Source organism: Peribacillus sp. JNUCC 23, assembly GCF_053653995.1.
Window position 1 is genome coordinate 1,511,832 of the sequence record NZ_CM132202.1, and the last position, 15,081, is coordinate 1,526,912.

At 37.4% G+C, this 15,081-nt stretch carries 13 protein-coding genes and 1 riboswitch; of the genes, 10 read left to right on the forward strand and 3 right to left on the reverse strand.

What is annotated here, in order from left to right; translation table 11 throughout:
- Nucleotides 1-14 precede the first annotated feature (14 nt).
- From JNUCC23_RS07200 to JNUCC23_RS07210, 3 genes are all read left to right on the forward strand, one after another.
- A complete protein-coding gene (locus tag JNUCC23_RS07200; RefSeq protein WP_403072982.1) occupies nucleotides 15-1,226 on the forward strand; it encodes an MFS transporter in 1,212 nt (403 codons plus the stop codon).
- Between the two features lie 66 nt (nucleotides 1,227-1,292).
- Nucleotides 1,293-1,398, forward strand: a riboswitch (SAM riboswitch).
- 313 nt (nucleotides 1,399-1,711) lie between these two features.
- On the forward strand, nucleotides 1,712-1,897 hold the full coding sequence (locus JNUCC23_RS07205; protein ID WP_454215026.1) for a Fur-regulated basic protein FbpA: 186 nt from the start codon (nucleotides 1,712-1,714) through the stop codon (nucleotides 1,895-1,897).
- 368 nt (nucleotides 1,898-2,265) lie between these two features.
- Nucleotides 2,266-2,448 (forward strand): Spo0E family sporulation regulatory protein-aspartic acid phosphatase, encoded by a 183-nt coding sequence (locus JNUCC23_RS07210; protein WP_403073989.1) that lies wholly within the window; start codon nucleotides 2,266-2,268, stop codon nucleotides 2,446-2,448.
- A gap of 155 nt (nucleotides 2,449-2,603) precedes the next feature.
- On the opposite strand, the gene JNUCC23_RS07215 is transcribed toward JNUCC23_RS07210, so the two are convergent.
- Nucleotides 2,604-3,119, reverse strand: coding sequence for a GNAT family N-acetyltransferase (locus JNUCC23_RS07215; protein ID WP_062181796.1), 516 nt, complete (start codon nucleotides 3,117-3,119; stop codon nucleotides 2,604-2,606).
- Nucleotides 3,120-3,518: 399 nt separating this feature from the next.
- Between JNUCC23_RS07215 and JNUCC23_RS07220 the strand changes: the two genes are divergently transcribed.
- From JNUCC23_RS07220 to JNUCC23_RS07240, 5 genes are all read left to right on the forward strand, one after another.
- Nucleotides 3,519-4,028 (forward strand): acyl-CoA thioesterase, encoded by a 510-nt coding sequence (locus JNUCC23_RS07220; RefSeq protein WP_062181794.1) that lies wholly within the window; start codon nucleotides 3,519-3,521, stop codon nucleotides 4,026-4,028.
- Nucleotides 4,029-4,423: 395 nt separating this feature from the next.
- Nucleotides 4,424-5,443 (forward strand): ABC transporter ATP-binding protein, encoded by a 1,020-nt coding sequence (locus JNUCC23_RS07225; protein WP_454215029.1) that lies wholly within the window; start codon nucleotides 4,424-4,426, stop codon nucleotides 5,441-5,443.
- Entirely contained in the window at nucleotides 5,430-6,356 is a 927-nt protein-coding gene (locus JNUCC23_RS07230; RefSeq protein ID WP_062181788.1) for an ATP-binding cassette domain-containing protein, read from the forward strand. The genes JNUCC23_RS07225 and JNUCC23_RS07230 overlap by 14 nt, the downstream gene beginning before the upstream one ends.
- A 14-nt stretch (nucleotides 6,357-6,370) precedes the next feature.
- Nucleotides 6,371-7,336: an oligopeptide ABC transporter permease gene (opp4B, locus tag JNUCC23_RS07235; protein ID WP_403072998.1), complete on the forward strand. Its 966-nt coding sequence runs from the start codon at nucleotides 6,371-6,373 to the stop codon at nucleotides 7,334-7,336.
- Nucleotides 7,337-7,356: 20 nt separating this feature from the next.
- The gene (locus tag JNUCC23_RS07240) at nucleotides 7,357-8,256 is read left to right on the forward strand and encodes an ABC transporter permease (RefSeq protein WP_062183337.1); all 900 of its coding nucleotides are present in this window, start codon (nucleotides 7,357-7,359) and stop codon (nucleotides 8,254-8,256) included.
- Nucleotides 8,257-8,436: 180 nt separating this feature from the next.
- On the opposite strand, the gene JNUCC23_RS07245 is transcribed toward JNUCC23_RS07240, so the two are convergent.
- Both JNUCC23_RS07245 and opp4A read right to left on the reverse strand, forming a co-directional pair.
- On the reverse strand, nucleotides 8,437-9,486 hold the full coding sequence (locus tag JNUCC23_RS07245; protein ID WP_454215031.1) for a M42 family metallopeptidase: 1,050 nt from the start codon (nucleotides 9,484-9,486) through the stop codon (nucleotides 8,437-8,439).
- A gap of 47 nt (nucleotides 9,487-9,533) precedes the next feature.
- Nucleotides 9,534-11,294: an oligopeptide ABC transporter substrate-binding protein gene (gene opp4A, locus JNUCC23_RS07250; RefSeq protein ID WP_454216003.1), complete on the reverse strand. Its 1,761-nt coding sequence runs from the start codon at nucleotides 11,292-11,294 to the stop codon at nucleotides 9,534-9,536.
- A gap of 295 nt (nucleotides 11,295-11,589) precedes the next feature.
- On the opposite strand from opp4A, the gene JNUCC23_RS07255 reads away from it, so the two are divergent.
- Both JNUCC23_RS07255 and cphA read left to right on the forward strand, forming a co-directional pair.
- A complete protein-coding gene (locus JNUCC23_RS07255; RefSeq protein WP_454215033.1) occupies nucleotides 11,590-12,399 on the forward strand; it encodes a cyanophycinase in 810 nt (269 codons plus the stop codon).
- Nucleotides 12,396-15,011, forward strand: coding sequence for a cyanophycin synthetase (gene cphA / locus JNUCC23_RS07260; protein WP_454215035.1), 2,616 nt, complete (start codon nucleotides 12,396-12,398; stop codon nucleotides 15,009-15,011). Before JNUCC23_RS07255 ends, cphA begins: the two co-directional genes overlap by 4 nt.
- Nucleotides 15,012-15,081 lie beyond the last annotated feature (70 nt).

Below are 15,081 nucleotides of genomic sequence, written 5' to 3' on the forward strand. Positions count from 1 at the left end.
TCAGGAGGACTGTCATGGAGGGAAATACAAAAACGATTTCTAATCGTAGGTTACTTGGCGTTGCTGGACTCGGTTGGATGTTTGATGCAATGGACGTAGGTATGCTGTCATTTATTGTGGTGGCATTACAAGCAGAATGGGGTTTGACAACTCAACAAGTAGGGTGGATCGGTAGTATTAATTCGATAGGAATGGTATTTGGTGCCTTTCTTTTCGGAATTATGGCTGACCGTATTGGAAGGAAGAAAGTTTTTATCATTACCTTGCTGCTTTTTTCAATTGGCAGTGGCTTATCGGCTCTCGTTACATCATTGGCTTTATTTTTAGTACTTCGTTTTCTTATCGGTATGGGACTAGGTGGAGAGCTTCCGGTCGCTTCAACACTTGTTTCAGAAAGCGTACCTGCCAAAAATCGAGGAAAAGTGGTCGTTCTACTCGAAAGTTTTTGGGCATTAGGCTGGCTTATTGCTGCTTTAATTTCCTATTTCGTTATTCCGGGGTACGGGTGGAGAATCGCTTTGATTTTAAGTGCTCTCCCAGCGTTTTATGCCCTTTATTTACGCTTACATCTACCGGATTCACCGAAGTATGTCGGACTTGAAATCAAAGCTAAGCCAACGATTATGCAAAATATCAAAAGTGTGTGGGCAAGAGAACATAGAAAACAAACGCTTGTATTATGGATTCTATGGTTTTGTGTCGTGTTTTCTTATTATGGGATGTTCTTATGGCTTCCAAGTGTGATGGTGATGAAAGGATTTAGTTTAATCAAGAGCTTTGAATATGTATTGATTATGACCTTAGCTCAGCTCCCTGGATATTTTACTGCAGCATGGTTTATCGAGAGAATGGGCCGCAAGTTCGTTCTTGTCACGTATTTAACTGGAACAGCTGTAAGTGCGTATTTCTTTGGCGCGGCAGAGGGACTACCGATGCTCATCACGTCAGGTATGCTGTTGTCATTCTTTAATTTAGGAGCTTGGGGGGCACTTTATGCATATACCCCTGAGCAATATCCGACAATGATTCGTGGTACCGGCGCTGGTATGGCGGCTGCTGCTGGAAGAGTTGGGGGAGTTTTGGGACCGCTTCTCATCGGATATTTCGTTGCAGCGGGTACTGCGCTTAGTGTGATTTTTACAATTTTTACAATTGCAATTTTAATTGGAGCAATTGTCGTGTTAATTTGGGGGAAAGAAACGAAGAACACTGTTTTGCAAGATTAGCAAAATAGGACCATTGACTTTATTTGGAATAAAACGTATAATGGCATTAACATAAATTATATATCATTCTTATCCAGAGAGGTGGAGGGATTTGGCCCTGCGATACCTCGGCAACAGACTCAACTTTGAGCACTGTGCCACATCCAACAAGCGAAGGCTTGGAAGATAAGAAGAGTCGAACGGACGTAAACCTCAGCCTCTTCTTGTTTAAGAAGAGGCTTTTTATTGTTTGGATTTGTTGGTAGTAATCTCAACTGTACAGTGTGGCTATCGTTTGTCGCATTTATCCCGCATGAACGGAAAGTCAAAACCCCAACTGATTGAAGATTCACTTTATGAATAAGCACGTAGAAATGAAAATTTTAATTTACTGAAATAATGTTTGAAGTACACTTAGGAATGGTATATAAAGTTTGTTGAAGAAATTCATATTGAAATAAGCTTGTGAAATAATTGTCTAATAAATGAAGCAAGAGGTGTATAGAATGGCAAAGTTACTGCAGATGGTTGAGGAAAAAAAGGCGTTTTTAATCGAACAATTATTATCCCGTGGCGTGTATAAAACATCCGATCAAAAACATTTTTATGATGTTCCCTTGAATATTCTAGAGAGGGAATTTGAACAAATTCAAAATAAAGAGTATTCTTCAACTAAAAATATTGTCACTTAGCAGAAGAGTAATTACCAAATATAATCTGGTAGTAATCTTAATAAAAGAGGGTGTCCAAAAGAAGTCTGCCCCCGTAACTCCTACTTACACTTCATTTAAACTGTAAGTAGGAGTTACGGGGGCAGATCTTTTACTTTTTGGACATCCTTTTTGCTATTTTTGATTGAATGCTTCATTGCGCGAATGTACTATAGAATTTGTTTAGATTAAATTGAAAAAATAATATATGAGTTGTATAAAATGTGTCTAATTTGCGAATTCTAGATTAATGAAGTAAAACTTTGATTGTAAAATATTGCTTTTATTTGATGATAACTCTAGACTTATTTTACAATAAGTCAAAATAGCTGATGGAGTGTGAGGTAGTGATGAAATCTTTCGTTCAATTATCCAATGAAATTGAACAAAAGCGTGAAGAAATGATTAAACTAGCAAAGGGATTTGGACTTTCGAATAAACAAACAATTAGAGCGAGCCAAGAGCTTGACATATTAATAAATATCTTCAATATTACGCCTCTCACGGATGCGCAATATAGTGAAGAGTATTAGATGATGTTTCGAGGTAGGCTAAATAGAGAAGAAGATGTCTCGAAAGGGTAGACCCCGTACTTCAACACACAGTATTATGTGAAAATAACACGTATATAGACTGTATGTCGCAGTTTGCAGGGATGAAGATTCCTTTGGACATCCTTTGTTTAATTTTATCCTTTTTCGTGTAGCACTCTTTTTCCTAAAATGATTAAATCTCGTTCAATATCGTCTAGCAAGGCAATTTTTTGAAGATTTCCCCATCTTTCAAACCCGAATTTCTCAAATAATTTAATGCTTGGTGTATTGTGACCGAATACGAATCCGAGGATTGTAGCGATGTCTAAAGAAGGACATAGTTCAATGGCTTTCTGGATAGCAAGTCCACCAAGACCTTTCCCACGAAATGAATCGTCCAAATAGATACTTATTTCAGCAGTTGTGTTATAGGCAGGTCTCCCATAAAACGATTGAAAGCTTAGCCAACCAGCAGTCCGATCATCTATTGTTATTACATATAATGGTCTTTTATCAGGAATGTGATCATGAAACCAAGCGAGTCTTGATTGAACAGATACCGGCGAAGTGTCAGCCGTTACCATTCTCGAAGCGATGGTTGAATTGTAAATTTCCACTATTCTTGGCAGATCCTCTAATGAAGCAAGTCGAAATTGTAATGAATGATCCATGTGCAATACCCCTTATTGGTGAATGAAAAATATTTTTTTGTAAGCATATCATACTTGAACTATAAAATGAATGGTAGTGTAATATTTCTTTTTTTAGTTTGGATATATATCTAGATTATTGATAAATCGAATATCTAGTTTCTTAAAAGATCCTCTAAGAAAATGAATCCCCCAGTGTTCCGTCGTACAGAATATTTAACTTTACGTAGTTCGGGTATTTATGATAGATGTAAAGTAAAATAAGAGAGTGGAAGTGAGTATGTTCACGAGAAAATTGTTTGGTTTAAAACGAGTTTCTTTATTTTTAAATGAACGTCTTGCTACTATTTGAAAGAATTATACCGAGGAAAATGGCCACGCTTGTAAAAAGAGATTTAATTGGACAGGAGAGTTTGGATAATGGAAGAACAGAAATATTGCAGTGATTCTCTTGTGGTAAAAACAAGCCTTGTTTTACCGCCTGATACGAATAATAATGGAACGATGTTTGGTGGAAAATTAATGGCTTATATTGATGATGTAGCGGCTATTTCAGCTATGCGGCATTCAAGAAGATCGGTTGTAACGGCATCAACCGATTCTGTAGACTTTCTCCATCCAATCTACGAAGGCAATGCGGTCTGTTTAGAAGCATTTGTCACTTATACAGGAAGAACATCGATGGAAGTAGTTGTCAAAGTAATTGCAGAAGATTTACTATCAGGGACCCGAAATTTATGCGTGATTTCATTTTTGACATTTGTTGCTCTTGATGAAAACGAAAAGCCAACTCTTGTGCCTAGTATTATTCCACAGTCTGAGATGGAGATAAAACTATATGAATCAGCTGTGATTAGAGCAGAAGCGAGGAAGAAACGAAGAGTAGGTACAAAAGAAATTGCTGCTATCTTTGGGACAAACCAACTATAAAAATAAAAGCGACCTAAAAAGGTCGCTTTTGTTATGGAGAATGAATCGTTTGCCAGAAAATATCTTTCGAGTCCATAGAGTATCTCTAATAAAAGGTGCATTCATTCATCATTCTAGCGTGCATGATTAGGTTTTTAATGAGTACACAAAAGAAGAGTTTGTATTGAAGTCGTGATTTACTAGAGAATTAAAATTATGAGAATGTTCTATATTAAAGCTGTATACATAAAGATAAGAATAGGAAATTATAAAATCATAATGAAGCGTAAAAATCGCACTTTAAGAGTTTGTAAATCCAATCTAGTTTGTAATAAAGAAAGGGATTTACAAACGCTCCTCGTTGAGTAGAGCTTGTGTTCATACTGAATATTGACAATGAAGGTGGGGCAATGTCAATGGAGAAACCAATCTTGCAAATAGAGAATCTAACCACATCGTTTAAAATAAAAGATAAGTATTATATGGCGGTGGATCATGTTTCATTTTCAGTAAGTGAAAATGAAATCGTGGCAGTCGTGGGCGAATCAGGATGTGGAAAGAGTGCATTAGCTCTATCGATTATGAGATTGCATAATAATCAACGGACGAAGATCGAAGGAGAAATCAAATATAGAGAAAGAAATATCGTTACAATTTCAGAAGGGCAAATGAATCAAATACGTGGAAAAGAGATAGGGATCATCTTTCAGGAACCTTTAACTGCTTTGAATCCTTTAATGACAGTTGGAGATCAAATTGAAGAAAACTTGACTTTTCACACAAAACTATCAAAAGAAAAGAAAAGATTAAGAACGATAGAGCTATTAACACAAGTAGGCATTCCGTCTCCAACGCGTACTTATGATCAATTTCCTCACGAATTATCAGGTGGAATGAGGCAAAGGGTGATGATTTCCATTGCTATTGCCTGTAACCCATCACTAGTAATAGCTGATGAGCCTACTACTGCATTAGATGTAACAATACAAGCACAAATTTTAGAATTGCTTAAATCCATTCAGAAAGAAACGAAAATGGGAATTATCCTGATTACTCATGATTTGAGTGTTGTTGCAGAAGTAGCAGACAGAGTCATTGTCATGTATGCTGGACAAGTTGTTGAGATGGGTACTGTCAAACAAATATTTACCAAACCTTTGCACCCATACACGAGGTCATTATTGAAATCTATTCCATCACAAGCAACAAACAAAAAACGGTTACATGTGATCGATGGAATGGTACCGTCGATTGTAAATATGAATCGAGAGAGTTGCAGGTTTAGTCCCCGGATTCCATGGATTCCTTGCAATGCTCACGAGAAATCACCCGAATTACATGAAGTTGCTCCCGATCATTGGGTACGTTGCACATGCTATAAACATTTTTACTTTAAAGGATTGCGAAGGGGGGAGATAACTAATGGGATTACTTAAAATAGACGATTTAAAAGTTCATTTCCCAATCCGTGGTGGCTTTTTTAGAACAATCGTTGATTATGTAAAGGCAGTTGATGGTGTTAGTTTTGAACTGAATGAAGGGGAAACATACGGCCTTGTTGGTGAATCTGGAAGTGGAAAATCAACGACCGGGAAAGCAGTTGTGAAACTAAACGATGCTACGTCAGGCCGGATATTATTTGAAGGACAGGATCTCTCGAAGTTGTCTTTTGGGCAAATGAAGCCATTTCGAAAAGATATTCAAATGATTTTTCAAGATCCATATTCATCACTCAACCCAAAAAAGCGGGTTGTTGATATTATTGCTGAACCCCTGCGGAATTACGAGCGTTTGTCTGTAGGAGAAGAAAAGAAAATGATTCAGAAGTATTTGGATAAGGTAGGTTTAAGCCCAGATTCGATGTATAAATACCCGCATGAATTTTCTGGTGGACAGCGTCAAAGAATCGGAATCGCAAGAGCTCTTACTCTAAAGCCTAAATTAATTATTGCTGACGAACCAGTTTCTGCCTTGGATGTTTCTGTACAAGCCCAAGTGTTAAACTTCCTCCAAGATCTTCAAGAAGAGTTTAAATTAACATATTTATTTATAGGACATGACTTAGGTGTGATTCGACATATATGTGACAGAATGGGAGTAATGTATCGTGGTCGTTTAGTAGAAGAAGGAATTAGTGAAGAGATATACGAAAATCCACAGCATATTTATACGAAACGATTGATCGCCTCTATACCAGATTTAAATCATGAAATGCGAGAGAAAAAGACGAACCTAAGGAAAAGGGTTGCGAAAGAGTACGAGCAAAACCATTCTAAATATTTTGATGATCTGGGGAGGGCTTACGACTTAAAACCAATCTCCAACACGCATAGAGTCGCGTTACGATAGGAGGTGGAGGGATCATGTGGAAGTTTATTCTTAGACGTTTTTTCGTGATGATTCCTCAGTTATTTATCCTAAGCTTAATTGTTTTTGCATTGGCAAAACAAATGCCTGGGGATGCTTTAACAGGAATATCTATGGATCCAAGAATAAGTCCAGAACGGATTTACGAATTAAGGGAAAAAGCAGGATTGAATGATCCTTGGTATGAACAATATGGGAGATGGATTTCCGGTATTGTCCACGGTGATTTTGGTAAATCGTATACTCACAAAATACCAGTAACAGAGGTGATTGCAGAAAGAATCTGGAATACTGTATTTTTAGCACTAATAACACTACTCCTTACCTACTTATTTGCTATTCCGATGGGAATCCTCAGTGGTCGCTACAATGACACGTGGATTGATAAAATAGTGACTGGCTATAATTATTTAGGATTTGCGACACCCCTTTTTATCTTTGCCCTTATCATGTTATTCGTTTTTGGCTTTTCATTTGGTTGGTTTCCAACTGGAGGTAGTGTGAGCTCTAAAGTTGATGCTCAGACATTTGCGTATTATGTAAGTAAACTCCATCACGTCATCCTCCCGGCATTGAGTACAGCTCTGATTGCCACTGTTGGCACCGTTCAGTATTTAAGAAATGAAATTATTGATAACAAGTTCAAAGATTATACACGTACTGCAAGATCAAAAGGAATTCCAGATAATAAAATTTATACACGCCACATTCTAAGAAACTCCTTATTACCAATTGCGGCCTTTTTAGGATATGAAATTACTGGATTAGTCGGTGGCACTGTCATTATTGAAACAATTTTTAGTTATCCTGGAGTTGGCCAATTATTTATCAGTTCTATTGGGCTAAGGGATTTCAGTGTTGTCACTGCGATTGTTATGATGCTAGGGTTTGCAACTTTACTTGGTACTCTTCTCTCGGACATCATATTAAGTTTAGTTGATCCTCGTATACGGGTGGAATAGGGAGGGGAAAGCTGTTGGAGATGAAGGGAGAATCAGTAAATAATATTCAACTAGCAAAAAGGAGTCCATCAGGAATTAAGATTATATGGCAGGAATTAAAAAAAGATAGACTTGCTTTCGGTTCCCTATTCTTTCTCCTTATATTGTTGGTAAGTGTCTATATAGCATCCTTTATGATGGATCAAAAGGCGATCGCCCGAGTGGATATTTACTCCATTTATCTCTCGCCTTCTGAAAGAAATTTGTTAGGAACGGATTATGCTGGACGGGATATATTAGGACAACTTATTTTTGGTACAAGTAACTCGTTCACAATTAGTTTGTGCATTACATCTTTAACAGCATTCATAGGTTTAAGTGCCGGGCTAATAGCTGGTTATTTTGGGGGAGTTGTTGATAACGTAATCATGCGTGCGATTGACTTTATCATGTCACTTCCTTCAACGATGATGATTATTGTATTTGTTACAGTTGTACCGAAGTTTACTGTCACAAATTTTATCTTGATTATGTCCATCTTTTTATGGACAGGGAAAGCCAGACTAATCCGTTCGAAAACTTTGGCTGAGCGGGAATTGGAGTATGTACAAGCATCACGAACTTTGGGAACACCACATTGGAAAATTATCCTTTCGCATATTTTACCTAATATAAGTTCTATTATTATTGTGAACTTCACATTGAATTTAGCAGGTAATATAGGTCTTGAAACGGCATTGACTTTCTTAGGTTTCGGTTTACCTGAAAGTACACCAAGTCTAGGGACTTTAATTAGTTATGCAAGAAACCCAGATGTTCTTGAAAACAAATGGTGGATTTGGTTACCTGCTGCAATGATGATTCTAGTATTAATGCTAAGTATAAATTTTATGGGACAAGCCTTAAAACGTGCAGCTGACGCAAGACAAAGAAGAGGTTGAAATATGAGGGTTCCAAATGAAGTAAATAGCGATTGTATCTGAAAGTATGAAGGATGACGTATTAAAAGAAATTACCTTTACACGTCGTCCTTCAAATCCTGCCAAAAAATTAAGAAAAAAACTGTAAATACAACCGTCGCTGTCGTATTAAAGGTGAAAACTCGTTATTTGCAGCATTCTTTAGATTAATTCAGATTGCAAATAGTGATAAAGTAAAGTTGCTGTATGTTTCAATGAGGAAATATGCGTTCTTTCAAATGCGTGTGATGCATCAATGCCAGGGCCGATTAATCCATGAGCAATATCAAAACCAGCACGTACTGCCGCTGATGCATCTGAACCGTAATAAGGGTAAATATCGACCCGATAATCCACATTATTATTCTTCGCTACCTCAATTAGATGCTGCCGAAGTTTGTAATGGTAAGGTCCTGAAGAATCTTTAGCACAAATAGAAACACTGTATTCATCCGTTGCCTGACCGTCTCCGATTGCCCCCATATCAACAGCAATATACTCAACTGTTTCAGGCGGAATATTGGAATTCCCACCATATCCAATCTCTTCATTATTTGAAATAAGGAAATGAGTTGTAAAGGGAAGGGTGATTTTTTCTTTTTGAATGATATCGATCAAATGTAACAAGATGCCAACGCTTGCTTTGTCATCTAAGTGTCTAGATTTCAAAAAGCCGCTTTCTGTTTCTTCTACACGTGGTTCAAATGACACGAAATCGCCAACAGAGATGCCAATTGCTTCTGTTTCAGCCTTTGTTTTGACTACTTCATCGATTCGCACTTCAATTGTCGTTTCGTCTCGTTTTGCATCACCTGCATTTTTGTACACATGAACCGATGTTTGATTGATTAAGATTGTACCTGTGATAACTTTTCCGTCTGCTGTGTGGATTTTACAGTATTCTCCTTCAACAGAATTCCAGCGAAATCCACCAATCATGCTCAAAACTAGACGCCCGCTACTCTTAATTTCTTTCACCATCGCTCCAAGTGTATCCACATGTGCGGTTAATAGTCGATGCTTACTATCATTTACTCCCTTAATTGTTGCGATCAAGGCGCCTTTGTTTGAAATAATATAGGGAATGTTCCTATTAACCATGAACTTTTCTACATATGAGATTGCTGCTTCTGTATAACCTGAAGGACTTGGAATGGACACAAGATCCTTTATGTATTGTACAATTTCTTGATTATTTATTACTTTGACCATTAAAAAAACACCTTTCTTTACGTTACACTATTATATGAAGTATCACTTTATCTTACAGCATTTTCAGCAGTTACAGCAACTTTAGACCAGTCAGTAAATTTGAAGTCGAAATTTTTAATACGTAGATTTGCAGCGGCGAGATTATAACGGTATAAAGTAGGAATCATTGGTACTTCGTCATGAACAAGTTGCTGCCATTCATCATAAACATCTTTACGGTATTTTTCATCGAAGGCTTCAGGAGACAATCCTTTTGCCAGTAATTCTTGACTTTTATCATTCACCCAACGTGTATAGTTATAATCTGAGTTTTTATCCCAGATTCCAGATGGGTCTGGATCAGAACCTGTTTGCCATGCTGCTTGGTAAATATCAATTTTCGGATCGTCCAATTCTACCATATCATAAAATGAGTTAAACTCTTGAAGGCGTCCATCAACGAGTTGAACATCCAAACCAATATCACCCCATTGTTGAATATAATAGCGTGCAAGTAGCTCTGAATTCGCATCTCCATTCATAGAAGCAAAATGGATCGTAAATTTCTTTCCTTTTAAATCTTCACGTATCCCATCCCCATCTATATCTATATAACCCGCATCATCCAATAGTTGTTTTGATTTTTCTTGATGTAGTGAATATCCTGTGATATCGGAGTTATGATAGTGAGAGATCGCTGGAATTACAGTGTTGGCAGGGGAACGAAGTCCCTTATAAACTTTTTCTCCAACAGATTTATTATCGATCGCATAGGCCATTGCTTGACGAAGTTTTATGTTAGCCATTTTGGGATTGTCCATTTTTGTTGTTTTAGTTATTGCGTCAAAGTGCCCTAATTTAAAGCCGATATATGAATAGGAAAATCCAATATATCCTAGCGTTTCAATGTTCTGCAATTTTTTAGCTTGATCATATTGATCAGCTGAAATTTCAACAATATCTAATTCGCCTGTTTCGATAGCTTTAACCGCTAAGTCAGGGTTAATCACTTTAAGTGTAATACTTCCGAGTTGAGGTTTTCCTTGCCAATATTCATTATTCGCAATAAACTCGACTGCTTCACCAGGAATAATTTTATTTACTTGAAATGGTCCGAAACCAATCGGAGTTTTCCGGATTTTATCAGAAGCTTCCAAGTCAGCGATGGCTACCTCTTTCAAATATTCTTTATGCATCGGATATGTCCAAACACCGCCTGTAAGTAAGGATGGATTCGCTTCTTTATAAGTAATGGAGATTTTTTGGCCGTCTACTTTAATGCCAGAAATGTACTCTACTTTTCCTGCATGGTATGCTTCCATACCTGCAACCATTTGCATTTGTTTATCATATCTGACACCTGTATAGTCCGGACTACCGATTACAAGAAATGCATATTCTAAATCCGCACCTGTGACAGGTGCTCCGTCATGCCACTTTACATGATCTTTAATCGTTAATGTGATCGTTTTATTATCTTCAGACATTTCGTATGTTGCAGCACCCTCATTATTAAACGTATAGTTCTCATCTGTTTGTAATAAACTTTCATCAAAGAATTGTAATATTAATGAATCTGGATTACCCGAATATAATAAATAGCTTAGAATACCTGTAAAAGGAGTATCGGATGAGAGTCCGTAATTTAAGTGGCCATTCCTGATAGTAGGTTTAGAATTAGCTGTAACTGTCGGAAATGAGTTTGCAGTATTTTCCTTTGTTTTATTTAGTTTTTCATGACTCATGCCATCAACTACAGTATGATTTGTGTTAAACGCTGTTAATGATAGAACAGAAATCAATATCATACATAGCCATTTATAACTCATCCGTACTTCTTTTTTTATTTTGGAATGATTTGTTATCTCTTTACCTTTAGCCAAAGCTGTTTTCTCCTTTATTTTGATTTTTGGAACGATACTGCCAATTTACCCAGTCCTTGTATCCTATTCACACGTATTCTTCCTCATAAAAAAAATTCCAAACCACTAGATTTATAAAATTTCTGATTTCACATGCATATTTTTAATACGAAAAATCATAATAGATAGGTATGATTTTTTCAAAAGAAGTACATGATGGGTATTTGGAAAACAAATTATTTTATAAAGGTGATCAAAATTCATGAGTGTTGGTGAGTTATTAATAATTGGTGGAGCTGAAAAAAAGTGTCCGCAAGGAGAAGTATTAAATTTGTTTGTCGATTTGGCTAAGGGAAGATCAGGAGCAATTGGAATTATCCCAACAGCAAGTGAGATTCCAGAAGAGGTGTGTGAAGACTATATTCGCACCTTTCATCAATTGGATGTTAAGGATATTGATATATTGTCCATTACAAATAGAGCAGAAGCTAATTCTCCTGAAATTCGGGCACGAATCGCATCACTTGCGGCTGTATTTATTACAGGTGGGGATCAAAGTCGACTCGCAGACATTATTAGAGGTACAATCCTTCATGATGCATTAATGGACACTTGGAGAAATGGATTGATTCTAGGTGGAACAAGTGCAGGTGCATCCATTATGGCACATCAAATGATTGTTGCTTCGGATACGAAACTTGACGATGATAAATTGAAAGTTGAACTCGGAGCGGGATTTGGATTTCTCGACAAGTTCATCATTGATCAACATTTTTCTCAAAGAGGAAGATTCGATCGCTTGCTGAGTGTCATTGCGGAAAATAGGGAAGTTATCGGGATTGGGATAGATGAAAATACAGCTATCCTTGTCAAGGACGATCAATTTGAAGTGTTTGGTGAGCATCAAGTATTAGTCATTGATGGTAGAAATAGTGATTTTGTAGATATCATAGCTTCAGAAAACGGAAGTGAGGAATTAACGATTTCTAACTTCGCACTTCATACACTTACAAAAGGATATCACTTTGATTTATTAAAAAGACAACTCATAAAAAAGGGGAAGAAGAAATGAAGATTAATCGAGTCAGATATTTAAAGGGGCCAAATTACTTTTCATATTCGCCTACCTTGCTTATCGAGTTGGATATTGAAGAATTGGAATATCAGCCTTCAGATATCATACCAGGATTCAACGAAGCATTGATGGAATCGATCCCTTCACTTCTTTCTCATACATGTTCTAAAGGCTATACTGGTGGTTTCTTTGATCGTCTCAAGCGAGGTACTTGGATGGGACATATCTTAGAGCATATAGCCATTGAACTACAAAATTTAGCAGGAATTGAAGTAAGACGCGGGAAAACCATTGCAGGGGAAAATCCAGGTATCTATTATGTTACGTATAGCTATAAAGAGGAGCAATCAGGTCTTTGTGCATTTAATTCTGCAGTGAAAATCGTCGAGAGCATCCTCTCGAATTCAAAACCTGTAAAAATTGAATCTTACGTGGATGAAATTGCGGAACTATACTATTCGAATAAATTAGGTCCAAGTACCGAAGCTATTTATCAAGCAGCTCTACAGGAAGAGATTCCTGTTCAGCAACTAGGGGACGATAGTTTATTGAGACTTGGTACTGGTTCGAGGCAAAAGTTTGTCCAAGCTACGATTACGAGCCAAACCTCAAATTTAGCTGTTGAACAATCCTGTGATAAACAAATGACCAAGGATATTTTAACAAGTTGCGGTTTGCCAGTGCCGATTGGGGTGGTCGCCCAGACGCTCGAGGAAATCTTCCAGAAGGCTGATTTAATCGGCTATCCCCTTGTCCTTAAACCACTGAAGGGGCGACAAGGACAAGGGGTGATGACGAATATTAAGAATCGTGAACAATTGTTCAATGTTGTCAATTGTCTTGAACCGCAAGGAGAGTCATATATTATCGAGCGCTATTACGAAGGACACGATTATCGGCTTCTTGTGGTAAATGGTCAACTTGTTGCGGCAAGTATGAGAATTCCCCCTTTTATTATAGGAAATGGTACTGATACAATCCAAGCGCTTATTGAATTGGAAAATAAAAACCCGCTTCGAGGCGACGATCATGAAAAACCAATGACAAAAATCCCTTTAGCTCACTCTGTTATATGTTATTTAGAAAAAATGAATTTGTCTTTGCAATCCATTCCAGAAAAAGGTGACATTATTCAAGTAGTGGGGAACGCAAATTTGTCAACTGGTGGAAAAGCAATTGATGTAACAGATCAAGTGCACGCTACTATTAAAGAGATAGCCGTGTCGGCAGCAAAAGCAATTAATCTAGATATAGCAGGGATAGATTTGATTTGTCCGGATATTTCAAAACCTTTAAATCAAGATGAAGTAGCTATTATTGAGGTCAATGCAGCACCCGGCATTAGAATGCATCATTATCCAAGTGAGGGAAAAAAGCGAGATGTTGGGGCAGCCATTGTGAATTATCTTTTTAAAGAAAGAACGGAAGCCGCGATCCCGATTATTGCGATAACCGGTACGAATGGTAAAACGACAACAGCAAGGCTCGTTTCTCATTTCTTGTCTGAAGACGGACGAACAGTAGGAATGGCGAATTCTGATGGTGTATACATTGGCAGTCAATGTATAGATGAAGGAGATTGTAGCGGACCGATAAGTGCGAGTAAAGTGTTAGCAAATCCGAATGTTGATTATGCGGTTCTTGAAACTGCACGAGGCGGTATTTTACGGGAGGGGCTTGCCTTTAGGCATTGTGATGTTGGCATCATAACAAATGTAGCTGAAGATCATCTTGGTAGTGATGGCATCGTTACGTTTGAACAATTAGTAAAGCTGAAACGACTAATTGCTGAAGTGGTGCATGAGACAGGATACTGCATATTAAATGCTGAAGATTCGCAAGTTGCCAAGATGAGTTCACATAGTAAAGGACAAATTATTTATACATCACTTACTGAGCATAATCGTTTTGTGAAAAAAGCGCTGCAAGAAGGGGTGGTAGTTTGGTATGTAAACAATTCTGGTTGGATTATGTATGCGTCTGGGGGGAAAAAAGAACGTTTTCTGTTAGGGAGCGATATTCCAATTACGATTAATGGTACGGCAAAACATAATCTATCAAATCTGCTTCAAGCATTAGCTGCTGCCTATTCACAAGGCGTCCCGATGGATCAGTTAAGAGAAAGAGCGTTATGTTTTTATCCAGATAGTGAACTTTCAAAGGGTCGATTTAATATAAGGGAATTAAATGGGAGGAAAATAATAATTGACTATGCACATAATGTAAGTGGCCTCGCTGCGATATTTGATACCGTTAAAAACTTCGCTAAACGGAGAGTTGTGTCTGTGATTGCTGGACCTGGTGATCGGAAAGATGATGATCTAAGAAAAATGGCAGCGTTACTAAGCAAGCATTCAGATATCCTCTTGTTGAAGGAGGATGATAATCTTCGAGGAAGAGAGCCATTGGAAGTTGCTAATATAATGAAAGAAACTGCGATCGCAAAGCATATGAATAAGCAAAATGTACTTATTGTTCCAAAAGAACCTGATGCGTACCGCGAAGCGTGGGAACTTTCAAAGCCTGATGATCTGCTGTTGTTTTTTTATACAGACTTTGATTATGTAACGGCGTTCTTTTCGAAAATTGCCAAACCGACTCTTAACTAAACGATATGACAAAAACCCGACTTGAGATAAAGTCGGGTTTTTTAGCTAAGTAAATATCAGTGGATGAATC

Coding starts and splice junctions, on each gene's coding strand:
- JNUCC23_RS07240 (WP_062183337.1), top strand. CDS start 7,357: ATGAAGGGAGAATCAGTAAATAATATTCAACTAGCAAAAAGGAGTCCA.
- JNUCC23_RS07205 (WP_454215026.1), top strand. CDS start 1,712: ATGGCAAAGTTACTGCAGATGGTTGAGGAAAAAAAGGCGTTTTTAATC.
- JNUCC23_RS07200 (WP_403072982.1), top strand. CDS start 15: ATGGAGGGAAATACAAAAACGATTTCTAATCGTAGGTTACTTGGCGTT.
- JNUCC23_RS07215 (WP_062181796.1), bottom strand. CDS start 3,119: ATGGATCATTCATTACAATTTCGACTTGCTTCATTAGAGGATCTGCCA.
- JNUCC23_RS07255 (WP_454215033.1), top strand. CDS start 11,590: ATGAGTGTTGGTGAGTTATTAATAATTGGTGGAGCTGAAAAAAAGTGT.
- opp4A (WP_454216003.1), bottom strand. CDS start 11,294: ATGAGTTATAAATGGCTATGTATGATATTGATTTCTGTTCTATCATTA.
- opp4B (WP_403072998.1), top strand. CDS start 6,371: ATGTGGAAGTTTATTCTTAGACGTTTTTTCGTGATGATTCCTCAGTTA.
- JNUCC23_RS07245 (WP_454215031.1), bottom strand. CDS start 9,486: ATGGTCAAAGTAATAAATAATCAAGAAATTGTACAATACATAAAGGAT.
- cphA (WP_454215035.1), top strand. CDS start 12,396: ATGAAGATTAATCGAGTCAGATATTTAAAGGGGCCAAATTACTTTTCA.
- JNUCC23_RS07220 (WP_062181794.1), top strand. CDS start 3,519: ATGGAAGAACAGAAATATTGCAGTGATTCTCTTGTGGTAAAAACAAGC.
- JNUCC23_RS07210 (WP_403073989.1), top strand. CDS start 2,266: ATGAAATCTTTCGTTCAATTATCCAATGAAATTGAACAAAAGCGTGAA.
- JNUCC23_RS07225 (WP_454215029.1), top strand. CDS start 4,424: ATGGAGAAACCAATCTTGCAAATAGAGAATCTAACCACATCGTTTAAA.
- JNUCC23_RS07230 (WP_062181788.1), top strand. CDS start 5,430: ATGGGATTACTTAAAATAGACGATTTAAAAGTTCATTTCCCAATCCGT.